Annotated in this window: 14 protein-coding genes; 11 read left to right on the top strand and 3 right to left on the bottom strand. The window is 53.5% G+C overall.

Annotated features, from left to right (window positions below; genetic code table 11):
- Positions 1-249 precede the first annotated feature (249 nt).
- The 6 genes from acnB (at position 250) to ICA20_RS20425 (ending at position 7,537) form a co-directional block, all read left to right on the top strand.
- Positions 250-2,847, top strand: coding sequence for a bifunctional aconitate hydratase 2/2-methylisocitrate dehydratase (acnB, locus tag ICA20_RS20450; RefSeq protein WP_069324043.1), 2,598 nt, complete (start codon positions 250-252; stop codon positions 2,845-2,847).
- A 174-nt stretch (positions 2,848-3,021) separates the two neighbouring features.
- Positions 3,022-3,384: a protein YacL gene (gene yacL, locus ICA20_RS20445; protein ID WP_038637284.1), complete on the top strand. Its 363-nt coding sequence runs from the start codon at positions 3,022-3,024 to the stop codon at positions 3,382-3,384.
- Between the two features lie 181 nt (positions 3,385-3,565).
- Positions 3,566-4,519: a 2-keto-3-deoxygluconate permease 1 gene (locus ICA20_RS20440; RefSeq protein ID WP_038637287.1), complete on the top strand. Its 954-nt coding sequence runs from the start codon at positions 3,566-3,568 to the stop codon at positions 4,517-4,519.
- The gene (locus ICA20_RS20435; RefSeq protein ID WP_038637292.1) at positions 4,516-5,787 is read left to right on the top strand and encodes a D-threonate kinase; all 1,272 of its coding nucleotides are present in this window, start codon (positions 4,516-4,518) and stop codon (positions 5,785-5,787) included. The genes ICA20_RS20440 and ICA20_RS20435 overlap by 4 nt, the downstream gene beginning before the upstream one ends.
- Complete coding sequence (locus ICA20_RS20430) at positions 5,777-6,760, top strand: D-threonate 4-phosphate dehydrogenase (protein WP_080700398.1); 984 nt, start codon at positions 5,777-5,779, stop codon at positions 6,758-6,760. Before ICA20_RS20435 ends, ICA20_RS20430 begins: the two co-directional genes overlap by 11 nt.
- Positions 6,761-6,769: 9 nt before the next feature.
- Positions 6,770-7,537 (top strand): DeoR/GlpR family DNA-binding transcription regulator, encoded by a 768-nt coding sequence (locus ICA20_RS20425; RefSeq protein WP_038637298.1) that lies wholly within the window; start codon positions 6,770-6,772, stop codon positions 7,535-7,537.
- Between the two features lie 10 nt (positions 7,538-7,547).
- Here the strand turns inward: ICA20_RS20425 and ICA20_RS20420 are convergent, their stop codons facing one another.
- Complete coding sequence (locus ICA20_RS20420; protein WP_003018667.1) at positions 7,548-7,895, bottom strand: YacC family pilotin-like protein; 348 nt, start codon at positions 7,893-7,895, stop codon at positions 7,548-7,550.
- A gap of 153 nt (positions 7,896-8,048) precedes the next feature.
- Between ICA20_RS20420 and cueO the strand changes: the two genes are divergently transcribed.
- The gene (cueO, locus tag ICA20_RS20415) at positions 8,049-9,659 is read left to right on the top strand and encodes a multicopper oxidase CueO (protein WP_038637303.1); all 1,611 of its coding nucleotides are present in this window, start codon (positions 8,049-8,051) and stop codon (positions 9,657-9,659) included.
- An 85-nt stretch (positions 9,660-9,744) separates the two neighbouring features.
- On the opposite strand, the gene ICA20_RS20410 is transcribed toward cueO, so the two are convergent.
- A complete protein-coding gene (locus tag ICA20_RS20410) occupies positions 9,745-12,135 on the bottom strand; it encodes a glucose/quinate/shikimate family membrane-bound PQQ-dependent dehydrogenase (RefSeq protein ID WP_038642994.1) in 2,391 nt (796 codons plus the stop codon).
- A gap of 203 nt (positions 12,136-12,338) precedes the next feature.
- Here ICA20_RS20410 and hpt point away from each other — a divergent pair, with 203 nt between their 5' ends.
- Positions 12,339-12,875 carry a hypoxanthine phosphoribosyltransferase gene (gene hpt / locus ICA20_RS20405; RefSeq protein WP_042312274.1) on the top strand — a complete coding sequence of 179 codons (537 nt, stop codon included), beginning with the start codon at positions 12,339-12,341 and terminating at the stop codon, positions 12,873-12,875.
- Between the two features lie 93 nt (positions 12,876-12,968).
- On the opposite strand, the gene can is transcribed toward hpt, so the two are convergent.
- Positions 12,969-13,631, bottom strand: a complete 663-nt coding sequence (gene can, locus ICA20_RS20400) for a carbonate dehydratase (protein WP_038637306.1) — start codon at positions 13,629-13,631, stop codon at positions 12,969-12,971.
- A gap of 108 nt (positions 13,632-13,739) precedes the next feature.
- On the opposite strand from can, the gene ICA20_RS20395 reads away from it, so the two are divergent.
- The 3 genes from ICA20_RS20395 (at position 13,740) to ICA20_RS20385 (ending at position 15,977) form a co-directional block, all read left to right on the top strand.
- On the top strand, positions 13,740-14,666 hold the full coding sequence (locus tag ICA20_RS20395; protein WP_038637310.1) for an ABC transporter ATP-binding protein: 927 nt from the start codon (positions 13,740-13,742) through the stop codon (positions 14,664-14,666).
- Positions 14,663-15,433: an ABC transporter permease gene (locus tag ICA20_RS20390; RefSeq protein WP_038637314.1), complete on the top strand. Its 771-nt coding sequence runs from the start codon at positions 14,663-14,665 to the stop codon at positions 15,431-15,433. Before ICA20_RS20395 ends, ICA20_RS20390 begins: the two co-directional genes overlap by 4 nt.
- Before the next feature lie 103 nt (positions 15,434-15,536).
- Positions 15,537-15,977: a PTS sugar transporter subunit IIA gene (locus ICA20_RS20385; protein ID WP_038637318.1), complete on the top strand. Its 441-nt coding sequence runs from the start codon at positions 15,537-15,539 to the stop codon at positions 15,975-15,977.
- The last annotated feature ends 60 nt before the right edge of the window (positions 15,978-16,037 follow it).

Raw genomic sequence — 16,037 nt, 5'->3', positions numbered from 1 at the left:
AACCGCTTTAAGGCGCCCTTTATCCCTCTGAAATGCGTCCCGCCTCGCCGCTACACCATTCTTAACGATTCAGCCAATTTTTTATGTTGCTTTTTTGTAAACAGATTAACACTTAAAGAAAATCCTGTTATTGTGCCTTATGCGGTACCGGGCATTTACCCTACTAACTACTGTCTCACAGGAGCGTGAAGAGAATCGCCCATCAACAAAAGCGCCGCATTATGACAATGAGAGCGAGGAGATATCGTCGTGCTAGAAGAATACCGTAAGCACGTAGCTGAGCGTGCTGCCCAGGGGATTGTGCCCAAACCTTTAGACGCAACCCAAATGGCCGCACTTGTCGAGCTGCTGAAGACCCCGCCTGTGGGCGAAGAAGAATTCCTGTTAGACCTGTTGATCAACCGCGTTCCTCCTGGCGTAGATGAAGCCGCATATGTTAAAGCCGGTTTTCTCGCTGCTGTCGCGAAAGGCGACACCACCTCCCCACTGGTCACGCCAGAAAAAGCCATTGAACTGCTGGGCACCATGCAGGGTGGTTACAACATTCATCCGCTGATCGATGCGCTGGACGACGCAAAACTGGCGCCGATTGCTGCCAAAGCGCTCTCTTCAACGCTGCTGATGTTCGATAACTTCTACGATGTAGAAGAAAAAGCCAAAGCGGGCAACGAATATGCGAAGCAGGTAATGCAGTCCTGGGCTGATGCCGAATGGTTCCTGAATCGTCCTCAGCTTGCTGAAAAAATCACCGTTACCGTCTTTAAAGTGACGGGTGAAACCAACACCGATGACCTCTCTCCGGCCCCGGATGCCTGGTCCCGCCCGGATATCCCTCTGCACGCCCTGGCGATGCTGAAAAACGCCCGTGAAGGCATTGACCCGGATCAGCCGGGCGTCGTAGGCCCGATCAAACAAATCGAAGCATTACAGAAAAAAGGCTACCCGCTGGCCTACGTCGGTGATGTTGTCGGCACCGGTTCCTCCCGTAAATCGGCGACCAACTCCGTACTGTGGTTCATGGGCGATGATATCCCGCATGTGCCGAACAAGCGCGGCGGCGGTCTGTGCCTCGGCGGCAAAATTGCGCCTATCTTCTTCAACACCATGGAAGATGCGGGCGCGCTGCCGATTGAAGTCGACGTGTCGAACATGAACATGGGCGACGTGATTGATGTTTACCCTTACAGCGGTGAAGTGCGCAACCACGAAACCGGTGAGCTGCTGGCGACATTTGAACTGAAAACCGACGTGCTGATCGACGAAGTCCGCGCCGGCGGCCGTATCCCGCTGATTATCGGTCGTGGCCTGACCACCAAAGCGCGTGAAGCGCTGGGTCTGCCGCACTCAGACGTTTTCCGTCAGGCGAAAGACGTGGCGGAAAGCAGCCGCGGCTTCTCTCTGGCGCAGAAAATGGTTGGCCGCGCCTGCGGTGTGAAAGGTATCCGTCCAGGCGCGTACTGCGAACCGAAGATGACTTCCGTGGGTTCCCAGGATACCACTGGCCCGATGACCCGTGACGAACTAAAAGACCTGGCGTGTCTGGGCTTCTCTTCAGACCTGGTGATGCAGTCCTTCTGTCACACTGCGGCGTATCCGAAACCGGTGGACGTGAACACGCACCACACGCTGCCAGACTTCATCATGAACCGCGGCGGTGTGTCGCTGCGTCCGGGCGACGGCGTTATCCACTCCTGGCTGAACCGCATGCTGCTGCCGGATACCGTCGGTACTGGCGGTGACTCCCATACCCGTTTCCCGATTGGTATTTCCTTCCCGGCGGGCTCTGGTCTGGTGGCGTTTGCTGCCGCGACCGGCGTGATGCCGCTGGATATGCCGGAATCCGTTCTGGTGCGCTTCAAAGGCAAAATGCAGCCGGGCATCACTCTGCGCGATCTGGTACACGCCATCCCGCTGTATGCAATTAAACAGGGCCTGCTGACCGTGGAGAAGAAAGGGAAGAAAAACATCTTCTCTGGCCGCATCCTGGAAATTGAAGGTCTGCCGGATCTGAAAGTCGAGCAGGCGTTTGAACTGACCGACGCGTCCGCCGAGCGTTCCGCTGCCGGTTGTACCATCAAGCTCAACAAAGAACCGATTATCGAGTACCTGACCTCCAACATCGTGCTGCTGAAGTGGATGATTGCAGAAGGCTACGGCGATCGTCGTACGCTGGAACGTCGCGTGCAGGGCATGGAAAAATGGTTGGCGGATCCGCAGTTGCTGGAAGCCGATGCTGACGCGGAATACGCGGCGGTGATCGACATCGATCTGGCGGATATCAAAGAGCCGATCCTGTGTGCGCCGAACGATCCGGACGACGCGCGTTTGCTGTCCGACGTGCAGGGCGAGAAGATCGACGAAGTGTTCATCGGTTCCTGCATGACCAACATCGGCCACTTCCGCGCCGCTGGTAAGCTGCTGGATGCGCACAAAGGCCAACTGCCGACGCGCCTGTGGGTGGCTCCGCCGACCCGTATGGACGCGGCGCAGCTGACCGAAGAAGGCTACTACAGCGTGTTTGGTAAGAGCGGCGCGCGTATTGAGATCCCTGGCTGTTCCCTGTGTATGGGTAACCAGGCGCGTGTGGCTGACGGCGCAACGGTGGTATCGACCTCTACCCGTAACTTCCCGAACCGTTTAGGTACCGGGGCAAACGTCTATCTGGCTTCTGCTGAGCTGGCGGCGGTTGCGGCGCTGATTGGCAAACTGCCTACCGCGGAAGAGTATCAGACCTATGTGGCGCAGGTGGATAAGACGGCGGTGGATACCTACCGTTATCTGAACTTCGACCAGCTTTCTCAGTACACCGAGAAAGCGGACGGCGTGATTTTCCAGACCGCAGTCTAATGCGCTAACGCGTTTTGTGTAAAAACGCATCAATGCCCGGAGAAGTCTGCTTCTCCGGGCATTTTTATTTCTATTCCTTATACCCGCTACGCTTTTTTTCTGCCGCGCTGCTGCGATAATTACAGCAAGGCGCAATGCGGTATTGGCGCATTGCCGGGAGCAGAGGAAGACATTATGGATTACGAATTTCTGCGCGATATTACCGGAGTGGTAAAAGTGCGTATGTCCATGGGCCACGAGGTGGTGGGGCACTGGTTTAATGAAGAAGTGAAAGAGAACCTGGCCTTACTTGATGAAGTGGAACAGGCGGCGCGTGCGGTTAAGGGCAGTGAGCGCTCCTGGCAGCGAGCAGGGCATGAATACACGCTCTGGCTGGATGGCGAAGAGGTGATGATTCGCGCCAATCAGCTTGAGTTCTCAGGCGATGAAATGGAAGAGGGGATGAGCTACTACGACGAAGAGAGCTTTTCGCTCTGCGGCGTAGAGGATTTTCTGCAAGTGGTCGCGGCGTACCGTGAATTTGTCCATCAATCCTGAGAAATTTCAGATATCAATCAAGCCGGGTGAGACGAACCCGGCTTTTTTTTTCACAAAAATGATTATTTGATTTTTATTGATCATTATTAAACTGTGATCTGCCGCGTTTTCGCTTTTATTTTGATTGAATATAATCGTTATGATTTTATTTAATCACAACATAACAACAGGCGGGAAGACCATGAACATCAAGAAGGCAATAGAACGTGTACCCGGCGGCATGATGGTTGTGCCGTTGGTTATCGGTGCCATTATCAACACTTTTGCCCCGCAGGCGTTGCAGATTGGTGGATTCACTACTGCTTTATTTAAAAATGGCGCAGCTCCCCTAATCGGCGCGTTCCTGCTCTGCATGGGCGCAGGGATTAGCGTAAAGGCGGCGCCACAAGCTTTGTTACAAGGCGGTACGATTACGCTGACAAAATTACTTGTCGCCATCGCGATTGGTCTCGGGGTTGAACATCTGTTTGGCGCGGAAGGTATCTTTGGCTTAAGCGGTGTTGCCATTATTGCGGCAATGAGTAACTCCAATGGCGGGCTTTATGCGGCGCTGGTGGGGGAGTTTGGCAACGAACGTGATGTCGGTGCGATCTCTATCTTGTCACTGAATGATGGGCCTTTCTTTACCATGATCGCGTTGGGCGCGGCGGGTATGGCAAATATTCCTATCATGGCGCTGGTGGCGGTTTTGGTACCGCTGGTGGTAGGTATGATCCTTGGTAACCTCGATGCCAATATGCGTGACTTCCTGACCAAAGGCGGTCCGTTGCTCATTCCTTTCTTTGCCTTTGCGCTTGGGGCCGGTATTAACCTGGAAATGCTGCTGCAGGGCGGTCTGGCGGGCATTCTGTTGGGGGTGCTGACCACCTTTGTTGGCGGCTTCTTTAACATTCGCGCCGACCGTCTCGTCGGAGGGAGTGGTATTGCTGGTGCTGCTGCATCCAGTACTGCAGGGAACGCGGTAGCGACGCCGTTGGCGATAGCACAAGCCGATCCATCGCTGGCAGAGGTTGCTGCTGCGGCTGCGCCGTTGATCGCAGCGTCAGTCATCACGACCGCTATTCTGACGCCAATTCTTACCTCGTGGGTGGCGAAAAAGCAGGCGCGCCAGGCAGTTCAGGAGAACAAAGCATGAAAATGATCGTTATCGCCGATGATTTTACGGGGTCTAACGATACCGGCGTACAGTTGGCGAAAAAAGGCGCACGTACGGAGGTCATGCTCACACCTGCGCAGAAACCCTCTCGTCGCGCCGATGTTCTGGTCATCAACACCGAAAGTCGGGCGATGCCTGCAATGCAGGCCGCTGCAGCTGTACAACAGGCGTTAGCGCCATGGTGTGAAGAAGTAGTAACACCGCTGGTATACAAAAAAATCGACTCTACTTTCCGGGGCAATGTCGGGGCCGAAGTCACCTCAGCGATGCGTGCTGCTGGTCGGACGCTGGCCGTGATTGCGGCAGCGATCCCTGCTGCCGGGCGTACCACGCAGGATGGATTATGTCTGGTACATGGCGTGCCGCTGTTGGAGACGGAATTTGCCAGCGATCCAAAAACGCCCATTCACTCTTCTCGTATTGCTGAGCTGATCGCGTTGCAAAGCGATATCCCGGTACATGAGGTGTCGCTATCGGATGTGCGTCGGGGAAGCTTAAGTGCGCTGCTTCGCGCTTTTGCGACAGAAGGCGAATGCATGGTGGTTGTGGATGCAGTGGAAGAGCGAGATCTGTCGCTAATCGCGCACGCAGTCTGCGAACAAAAACAGATGCCGTTATTGGTTGGGGCGGCAGGGCTTGCCAATGCCTTACCTGCCGGAACGTTTATGCAAGAAAAGCAGGCATTACCGGTGCTGGTCGTGGCGGGCTCAATGAGCGAAGCAACGCGACGTCAGGTGGAAAAAGCGTTGTGCCAGGGCCGGGCAACGGTGGTTGAAATCGATGCCGCGCGATTGTCTGCATCGTCATTTGAGCAGGAAATGGCCTCTGTTGTTGAACAGGCTTGCGCGCAGTTGAGCCAGCAACAGCACACGATCTTGCGGACCAGTCGGCGTGCAGAAGACCGGAATATGATCGACTCGCTGTGCGCCAACCTGGGGATGAGCCGGCAACAGTTGGGAGAGCTGCTGAGTCGGCGTCTTGGAGAGATAACATTGCGGATTATTGAGCGGGCGCGTATCGGCGGTTTGTTCCTGACCGGAGGCGATATTGCTACGGCGGTCGCCAGTGCGCTGGGGGCAGAAGGGTATCGCATTCAAAGTGAGGTTGCCCCCTGTATTCCGTGTGGAACATTTGTGAACAGCGAAATTGATGACTTGCCAGTAATCACCAAAGCGGGTGGATTCGGTTCCGACACGACCCTTTGTGATGCGCTTTATTTTATTGAGGAGATGTACCGTGGTAACTAAAACTATTGCGATTACGATGGGAGATCCGGCGGGGATTGGTCCGGAAATTATTGTTAAAGCACTGCGTGAAGATGACCTTAATGGCGCCCCGCTGGTGGTGGTTGGGTGCCTGCAAACTCTGCAGCGATTACAGGCCCAGGGGCTGGCTGAAGGGGTGACATTCCGTGCAATCGAAAAGGTTGCTGATGCCCGATTCGAACCGGGTACGATTCATGTGATTGATGAACCGTTGGCGCAACCCGACGAACTGGTCCCGGGAACAGTGCAGGCGCAGGCAGGCGATCTGGCCTATCGCTGTGTAAAACGGGCGACGGAACTGGCGATGAAGGGCGATGTGCACGCTATTGCGACCGCGCCGTTGAATAAAGAAGCATTACATCTTGGCGGACACAATTATCCCGGACATACGGAACTACTGGCAACGTTGACGGAAAGTTGTGATTACGCCATGGTGCTCTACACCGACAAGCTGAAAGTCATCCATGTTTCCACGCATATTGCTTTGCGCAAATTTCTCGATACGCTCAATGGGCAACGTGTTGAAACGGTGATTGGCATTGCCGATACCTTCCTGAAGCGCGTCGGTTTTGCGCATCCGCGTATTGCCGTCGCGGGGGTGAATCCACATGCCGGTGAGAATGGCCTGTTTGGTGATGAGGAAATCCACATTGTCGGGCCTGCGATTGAGAATATGAAAGCGAAGGGGATGAATGTATACGGACCGTGCCCGCCGGATACTGTGTTTTTGCAGGCTTATGAAGGCCAGTACGACATGGTGGTGGCGATGTATCACGATCAGGGTCATATCCCGCTTAAGTTGCTTGGTTTTTATGATGGGGTAAATATCACAGCAGGTTTGCCGTTTATTCGTACCTCAGCCGATCACGGTACGGCATTTGATATCGCCTGGACGGGAAAAGCAAAATCTGAGAGCATGGCCGTATCGATCAAACTGGCAATGCAACTGGCGTAATTTACTGTTATGAAAGGCCAACACCGTCTGGATAAGATTGTGGCGTATTTGAAAAATCATACGCTGGTTACCGTGGAGCAACTGGTTGAGGCGGTTGACGCCTCTCCAGCAACAATCAGACGCGACCTCATCAAGCTGGATGAACAGGGCGTGATCAGCCGTAGCCACGGCGGTGTTGCCCTGCGACGTTTTGAAGCGGCGCAGCCGACCACCAATGAAAAGCAACTGCGATCGCCCGCTGAGAAACGGGCGATTGCGCGTTTTGCCGCCTCAATGGTGCATGCTGGCGATGCCGTGGTGCTTGATGCCGGTACCACAATGCTGGAGCTGGCAAAATGTCTGACCCATTTGCCGCTGCGCGTCATTACTGTTGATCTGCATATTGCCCTGTTTTTATCAGAATTCCGCCAGATAGAAGTGACGATAGTTGGTGGGCGCATTGATGACAGCAGTCAGTCCTGCATTGGTGAGTTTGGACGGAAAATGTTGCGTAGCGTCTATCCCGATATCGCCTTTATGAGCTGTAACACCTGGAGCATGGACAAGGGTGTGACCACGCCAACGGAAGACAAAGCGGGACTGAAGCAAGAAATTATTGCCAATGCGCAACGGAAGGTATTACTGGCGGATAGCAGTAAGTATGGCGCGCATTCGTTATTTAACGTCGCGCCGCTTAGCCGCTTTACAGATATTGTTACCGATGTGAATTTACCGCAAGGCGCAAAGGCTGAATTAAAAGCGCAATCCGTGGCCCTGACGCTGGTACAGCCAGAGTAACGGCGGTGGATTATTTAACGTAAGCCAACAGGCTCAGGGAATCACGCGCCAGCGCTTTGCATTTTTTTGCCGTTGGGATGCCGATACCGCTGAGATCGCGATAGCTGTCCTCACCCAGCGCCTTCATGTTGAAGGTGTCGTAATTACTCAGGTCCCACTGGTTTTGCTGGGCAAAAAAGACCAGTGCGCGACGGATCTGCCCATTTGGCAAATTCTGGTATCCACAGTCATTTTTCAGAAAAACAAAAACTGCCGTTAAATCGGCCATATCTTCGGCTTCGGACTCGCTCAGCGCGTAGCTATTTGCGCATACGGCCATCAGGCTGCCGAACAAAACTGTTCTGAAAAACGTCTTCATTGCTTCTACCACTGCATCACGGAATTTAAACGTTAGCACACTGCGAGCGAAGCGACGACCTTTATTATTAGCCGTTTACTTGACCTTCCCGTAAGGGGAAGGCTTATGCTTAAAAGATAGCCTGCTTAAGCTGCTGAATATAAGGAAGTGATTATGCAACGTCGTGACTTTTTAAAGTACTCCGTGGCGCTGGGCGTCGCGTCAGCATTACCTCTGTGGAGCCGTAGCGTATTTGCCGCCGACCGTCCGGCATTGCCCATTCCAGACCTGTTAACCGCCGATGCTTCTAATCGCATTCAGTTGATTGCACAAGTCGGGCAGTCGAGCTTTGCAGGTAAAACCGCCACGACGTGGGGATATAACGGCAATTTGCTCGGACCGGCGCTAAAGCTGAATAAAGGGCAATCGGTGAGGGTGGATATCCACAACCAGCTTGCCGAAGAGACGACGTTGCACTGGCACGGACTGGAAATTCCTGGTGAAGTTGACGGTGGGCCGCAAGGTATTATCCCGGCAGGCGGGAAACGCTCTGTCACTTTCACCCCGGATCAACGGGCAGCAACCTGTTGGTTCCACCCGCATCAGCATGGCAAAACTGGTCGTCAGGTGGCGATGGGGCTGGCCGGACTGGTGCTGATTGAAGATGAAGAGATTCACAAACTACTACTGCCGAAGCAGTGGGGCATAGATGATGTGCCGGTGATTATTCAGGATAAGCAGTTTTCCGCCGATGGACAGATCAACTACCAACTGGACATGATGACCGCTGCCGTCGGCTGGTTTGGCGATACGCTGCTGACCAACGGCGCGATTTATCCTCAGCATGCCGCGCCGCGCGGTTGGCTGCGTTTGCGCCTGCTGAACGGCTGTAACGCTCGCTCGCTGAATATTGCCGCCAGCGACAATCGTCCTCTGTACGTTATTGCCAGCGATGGTGGACTGTTGGCGGAACCGGTCAAAGTCACTGAACTTCCTATGCTGATGGGCGAGCGCTTTGAAGTGCTGGTGGATGTGAGCGACGGTAAGGCGTTTGATCTGGTCACTCTTCCTGTCAGCCAGATGGGGATGGCGGTTGCGCCATTTGATAAGCCGCACCCGGTGATGCGCGTTCAGCCGCTGTTGATTACCGCTTCCGCAACGCTGCCTGATTCGCTGACATCCATGCCGTCATTGCCGTCACTGGATGGCCTGACGGTGCGCAAACTACAGCTATCTATGGATCCGATGCTCGACATGATGGGCATGCAAATGCTGATGAAGAAATACGGCGGTCAGGCGATGGCGGGTATGGATCATGGGAAGATGATGGACCATATGAATAATGACAATATGGGCCACGGGAAGATGAATCATGGCAATATGAACCATGGCAACATGGGGAATATGCAGCATGGCAACATGAAGCAGGCGGGATCATTTGATTTCCATAATGCCAACCGGATTAACGGTCTGGCGTTTGATATGAATAAACCCATGTTCGCCGCGGCGAAAGGTCAGCATGAGCGCTGGGTGATTTCTGGTCAGGGCGACATGATGCTGCATCCGTTCCATATTCATGGCACCCAGTTCCGCATTTTGTCTGAGAATGGCAACGCGCCTGCCGCGCACCGCGCGGGATGGAAGGACACGGTACGGGTAGAAGGCGGCGTCAGCGAGGTGCTGGTGAAGTTTGACCATAACGCGCCGAAAGAGCATGCCTACATGGCGCACTGCCATCTGTTAGAGCATGAAGATACCGGCATGATGCTCGGATTCACGGTATAAAAAAAGCCGGGTGGCGGCTTCGCCTTACCCGGCCTGTATGTCGCATCCGTAGGCCCGGTAAGCATAGCGCCACTGGGCTTTTCAGTTATTTAGCCTCGTCCGGCAACGCGTACGCCACGATATAATCGCCCATCTTCGTGCCAAATGAGCCGTGGCCTCCGGCGGAGATCACCACATACTGTTTGCCATTCACTTCATAGGTCATCGGTGTCGCCTGTCCACCTGCCGGTAGACGACCTTGCCACAATTTCTCACCGTTACTCATGTTGTAGGCGCGCAGATAGTTGTCGGCGGTCGCGGCAATGAACAGCACGTTACCGGCGGTGGAAATAGGCCCCCCCAGCATTGGCATTCCCATATTGAACGGCACCTGAATCGGCATTGGGAACGGCATGCTGTCCTGCGGTGTGCCAATACGTTTTTTCCACACTACTTCATTGGTCTTCAGATCCACGGCGGAGATGTAGCCCCAGGCTGGCTGCTTACACGGCAGGCCAAATGGCGACAGGAACGGATTCAGCGTGACGCCAAACGGCACGCCGTACTGCGGCTGAATCCCTGATTCTGTGCCGGTGCCTTTGGCATCTTTCGGCGGCTCCATCGGATTGCCAGGGCCGCGTGGGATTAGCTTCGACACAAACGGCAAGGCCATTGGGTTGGCAATCGCCACCTGACGGTTGGTATCAACGGAGATGCCGCCCCATTCAAACATCCCCAGGTTGCCGGGGAACACCAGCGTACCTTGCTCCGAAGGCGGGGTGAAGATGCCCTCATAACGCAGTTGGTGGAACATCACACGACACACCAACTGGTCGAACATGGTGGCGCCCCACATATCCGCACCGCTCAAATCTTTCTGCGGACGGAAGGTGAGATCGGAGAACGGCTGGGTTTTGCTGACGTAATCACCTTTGGCTGCGCCCTGCGGCACCGGTTTTTCCGGGGCAGGTACCACCAGTTCACCATTACGGCGGTCGAGCACGAAGATGTTACCGGTTTTCGCCGGGGCGTAAATGACCGGGACTTTCTGCCCTTTAACGGTGATATCCGCCAGCGTCGGCTGCGCCGGTAAGTCCATATCCCATAGATCGTGATGAACGGTTTGATAGCTCCAGGCCAATTTCCCGGTCGTGGCATTTAACGCCAGGATGGCGCTGGCATAACGTTCCTGTTCCGGCGTGCGGTTACCGCCCCAGATGTCCGGAGTGGTGACGCCCATGGGCAGATACACCAGATCCAGCTTCGCGTCATAGGCCGCAGGGGCCCAGGAGTTTGGTGAGTTAAAGGTGAACGTATGTTCATCTGACGGGATGAAATTGGGATCTTTGGCGCCTGGGTCGAACGCCCACAGCAGCTTACCGGTATTCACATCGAAACCACGGATAACGCCGGAGGTTTCGCGGGTGGAGAAGTTATCGGTCACCGACCCGGCAATCACGATGGTTTTATCAGTAATGATGGGCGGCGACGTCGGCTCATACAGACCCGGCGTGGTATCCGGCATGTTGGTCTGTAAGTTAAGGATGCCTTTATTGGCGAAGGTTGCGCACAGCTTGCCGGTTTCCGCGTTCAGGGCAAACAGACGGCCATCGTTCACCGGCAGGATGATGCGGCGCGGACAGTCAGCAACCACTTCCGGGCTGGCGTTATCGGCCCGTGCTTCATGATAAGAAACGCCGCGACAGGTCACGTGCTGGAAAGAGGTGTTGGTATTGAGTTGCGGATCGAAATGCCACTTCTCTTTACCGCTCGCCGCATCAAGCGCAAACAGACGCTGGTGGGCAGTACACAGATAGAGCGTATCACCAACTTTGATTGGCGTGACTTCATTGGTGATTTCACCCGGATCGTTCGGCTGTTTTAAATCACCGGTACGAAATACCCAGGCTTCTTTCAATTGATGTACGTTGTCGGCGTTAATTTGTTTTAACGGTGAGTAGCGTTGACCTTCCTGATTGCGTCCGTAAGCGGGCCAGTCCTCGTCGGCCACCGGTGAAATTGCTTCGGCCGGGGTGGTATCCGCGCTCAGCGTGCCGTGTATTTCCTGCGGATCGTTGAAACCCGCCCAGGTCAGGATCCCGCCGCTAATCAGTAGTGCGACGACCAGCGCTGTTACCGCCCCGCTGGAAGGTACGATCAGATGGCGCCAGACGAACGGCAGAATCAGCCAGATACCGAAGAAGACCAGGATATCGCTACGCGGTGTTAATGCCCAGAAATCAAACCCGACTTCCCATACGCCCCAAATCATAGTGGCGAGAAGCAGGACGGCATACAGCCAAAGCGCGGAGCGTTGACTACGCCATAGCAGGAAGGCCACGCCGAGCATGGCCAGACCCGCAATAGGGTAATACCAGGAGCCACCGATGGCGACCAGCCAGCCTCCGCCAATCAGGAGATAGAGTCCACAAAGTGCGGCGAACAGAGCACTCAGTGTCACGATAAGTCGTTGGGATCGTACGTTGTTATTTGCCATAAAAAATACCATCACAGGGGTTATTTCTTTAATAGCAGTTAATTATAGGAGTTAAAACGCGTGATGATTGTCACACAATGAACTTTATCAACAGATGCCGCGGATGAATGCTTTTGCTGGTATACTGCGTGCCTTGCGCTTAGATGCTCGCTTATTAAAAGTAAGCATTGAGTGATTTGTTTTTAAATCATATGGTTAGAGATATGAAACATACTGTTGAAGTCATGATCCCGGAAGCGGAGATCAAAGCTCGTATTGCTGAACTGGGACGTCAGATTAACGAACGTTATAAGGACAGCGGCAGCGATATGGTGCTGGTTGGTCTGTTACGCGGCTCATTTATGTTTATGGCGGACCTGTGCCGTGAAGTGCATGTCTCCCACGAAGTCGATTTCATGACTGCATCCAGTTATGGCAGCGGAATGTCTACCACGCGTGATGTTAAAATCCTGAAAGACCTGGATGAAGACATTCGTGGCAAAGACGTGCTGATTGTTGAAGACATCATCGACTCTGGCAACACGCTGTCTAAAGTGCGTGAGATTCTGAGCCTGCGCGAGCCGAAATCCCTGGCTATCTGTACGCTGCTGGATAAACCTTCCCGTCGTGAAGTGGATGTCCCGGTTGAGTTTATCGGATTCTCTATTCCAGATGAGTTTGTGGTCGGCTACGGCATTGACTATGCCCAGCGTTATCGCCATCTGCCGTACGTTGGCAAAGTAGTGCTGCTGGACGAGTAATTGGCTGGAGTGCCTGATGGCGCTTCGCTTATCAGGCCTGGGGCGCAGGTTTGTAGGCCGGGTAAGGCATAGCCGCCTCCCGGCAATGTCACATTATTTATGGTTGCAGTGTTTCTGGCTGAGGTTAGATAAGCCCTGGCGATAGCGCTGCTCCAGCGTTTCGCGGCTGGTGGCGGTGACGTCGAGATCGCGCAACAGGCCATCATGAATACCGTAGGCCCAGCCGTGAATCGTGACTTTCTGACCGCGCTTCCAGGCGGATCGCATAATCGTTGAATGACCCAGGTTATAGACCTGCTCCATGACATTCAGTTCGCACAGAGTGTCCATGCGGCGTTCCTGCGGCATTTCGCCCAGCAGTGAGCTGTGTTTAAACCAGATATCGCGAATATGCAGTAACCAGTTATCAATCAGCCCCTGTTCTTTATTTTCAATAGCCGCCTGGACGCCGCCACATCCGTAGTGGCCGCAAATAATAATATGTTCCACTTCCAGCACATCCACCGCATACTGAACCACTGAGAGGCAGTTCAGGTCGGTGTGAATAACCAGATTGGCAACATTACGGTGGACGAATAATTCGCCCGGTTCCAGACCGGTCAATCGTTCAGCGGGAACGCGGCTATCGGAACATCCAATCCATAGAAAACGTGGATTCTGCGCATGTGTCAGCGTTTCAAAAAATCCGGGATCCTCTTCTACCAGCATCTTTGACCATAGTGCATTGTTGCTGATGAGTGTATCTATGTCTTTCATGGAGTTGTACGACCCGAAACCAGATAAATTCGATGGGCTAATATAGGGTAACTCCAGCATTAATTAAACTATATATGAAATGTCAGAACGTAAGGTAAGTAAAAAACCATGACCATTGCTCTGGAACTTCAAGAACTTAAGAAAACCTATCCCGGTGGCGTGCAGGCGCTACGCGGCATAGATTTGCAAGTCGAAGCGGGTGATTTTTATGCGCTTTTGGGACCGAATGGCGCAGGTAAATCCACCACCATCGGCATTATCAGTTCGCTGGTGAATAAAACTTCCGGACGGGTAAGCGTCTTCGGATACGATCTCGATAAAGATACGGTTAACGCTAAACGTCAGCTTGGTCTGGTGCCGCAGGAGTTTAACTTTAACCCGTTTGAAACCGTGCAGCAGATCGTGGTCAACCAGGCAGGTTACTACGGCGTTGAGCATAAAGAAGCCGTTAAGCGTAGCGAAATATATCTAAAACAGCTCGACTTGTGGGAAAAGCGTAACGAACGTGCGCGTATGCTTTCCGGCGGGATGAAACGTCGTCTGATGATCGCTCGTGCGCTGATGCATGAGCCAAAGCTGTTGATTCTCGACGAACCGACGGCGGGCGTCGACATTGAGCTACGTCGTTCAATGTGGGGCTTTTTAAAAGATTTAAACGACAAAGGCACCACGATTATTCTGACCACCCACTATCTCGAAGAAGCGGAAATGCTGTGTCGCAATATCGGTATTATTCAGCACGGCGAGCTGGTGGAAAATACCTCCATGAAGAGCCTGCTCTCTAAACTGAAATCCGAAACCTTTATTCTCGATCTGGCGCCGAAAAGTCCGCTGCCAAAACTGGAAGGGTATCAGTATCGTCTGGTTGATACCTCGACGCTGGAAGTGGAAGTTCTGCGTGAGCAAGGGGTTAACAGCGTGTTCTCACAACTGAGCGCCCAGGGTATTCAGGTATTGAGTATGCGTAACAAAGCGAACCGACTGGAAGAACTGTTTGTTTCTCTGGTGCATGAAAAACAAGGAGATCGCGCATGATGCAGCTGTATTGGGTTGCGCTGAAAAGCATCTGGGCGAAAGAGATCCACCGCTTTATGCGTATCTGGGTCCAGACTTTGGTTCCTCCCGTCATCACCATGACGCTCTATTTTATTATTTTTGGTAATTTGATTGGCTCGCGTATCGGCGAAATGCATGGTTTTAGCTACATGCAGTTTATTGTGCCGGGGCTGATTATGATGGCTGTAATCACCAACTCGTACGCTAACGTGGCATCGTCATTCTTTAGCGCCAAGTTTCAACGCAATATTGAAGAACTGCTGGTCGCTCCGGTACCGACGCACGTCATTATCGCTGGTTTTGTCGGCGGCGGCGTGGCGCGCGGGCTGTGCGTGGGCATTCTGGTTACCGCGGTGTCGCTGTTCTTTGTGCCGTTCCAGGTACATTCGTGGGTGTTTGTGGCGCTCACATTAGTGCTGACCGCGATTCTGTTCTCGCTGGCGGGCTTACTGAATGCAGTCTTCGCCAAAACCTTTGACGATATCAGCCTGATCCCAACCTTCGTACTAACACCGCTGACCTATCTGGGGGGCGTATTCTATTCGTTAACGCTGCTGCCGCCGTTCTGGCAGGGGCTGTCGCACCTGAACCCAATTGTCTACATGATCAGCGGATTCCGCTACGGCTTCCTGGGTATCCATGATGTTCCGCTGGTCACCACGTTTGGCGTGCTGGTGGTGTTCATCGCGGTGTTTTATTTGCTGTGCTGGTACCTGATCCAGCGTGGACGCGGTTTGCGCAGTTAATTCTTTCTTCCTCTCTCTGCTCGGGAGAGGAAGACTTTTGACGCTTATCACCATTATGGATTTATCACATTGATAAACTACTTGCCTGCTAAGGAGGAAGGCAATGTTAGGTTGGGTAATTACCTGTCATGACGATAAAGCACAGGATATGCTGCATCGTCTGGAGCAGAAGCACGGCCCGTTGGCCCAATGCCAGGCGGTAAGTTTTTGGCGTGGGCTCAGCTCAAATATGCTGAGCCGCATGATGTGTCACGCCCTGCATGCTACTGACTCAGGCGAGGGCGTGATCTTCCTGACGGATACCGCGGGGGCCGCACCGTACCGCGTGGCCTCGTTAATGAGCCACAAACACCCCCAGTGTGAAGTGATTTCAGGTATCAGCTATTCATTGCTTGAGCGAATGCTGTCGTCGCGGGAATCAATGAGCAGCTCTGCGTTTCGCGATTGCATTGTTACGCTTGGCGGGCCGGAAGTCTCAAGCCTCTGGCATCAACAACAAAAAAATCCCCCCTTCGTGTTGAAGCATGATTTGTACGAGTATTAATCGTTGGTATTGATGGCGCTTTTGCTACAATAGCCGAGGTTTCTCGCCTCGGTTCGGTTA

It is taken from the genome of Citrobacter sp. C5_2 (genome assembly GCF_014596845.2).
In the GTDB taxonomy this organism is placed as follows: Bacteria; Pseudomonadota; Gammaproteobacteria; order Enterobacterales; family Enterobacteriaceae; genus Citrobacter; species Citrobacter werkmanii.
Note: the sequence above shows the minus strand (reverse complement) of the source record. Positions and strands in the feature narration are given on the sequence as shown.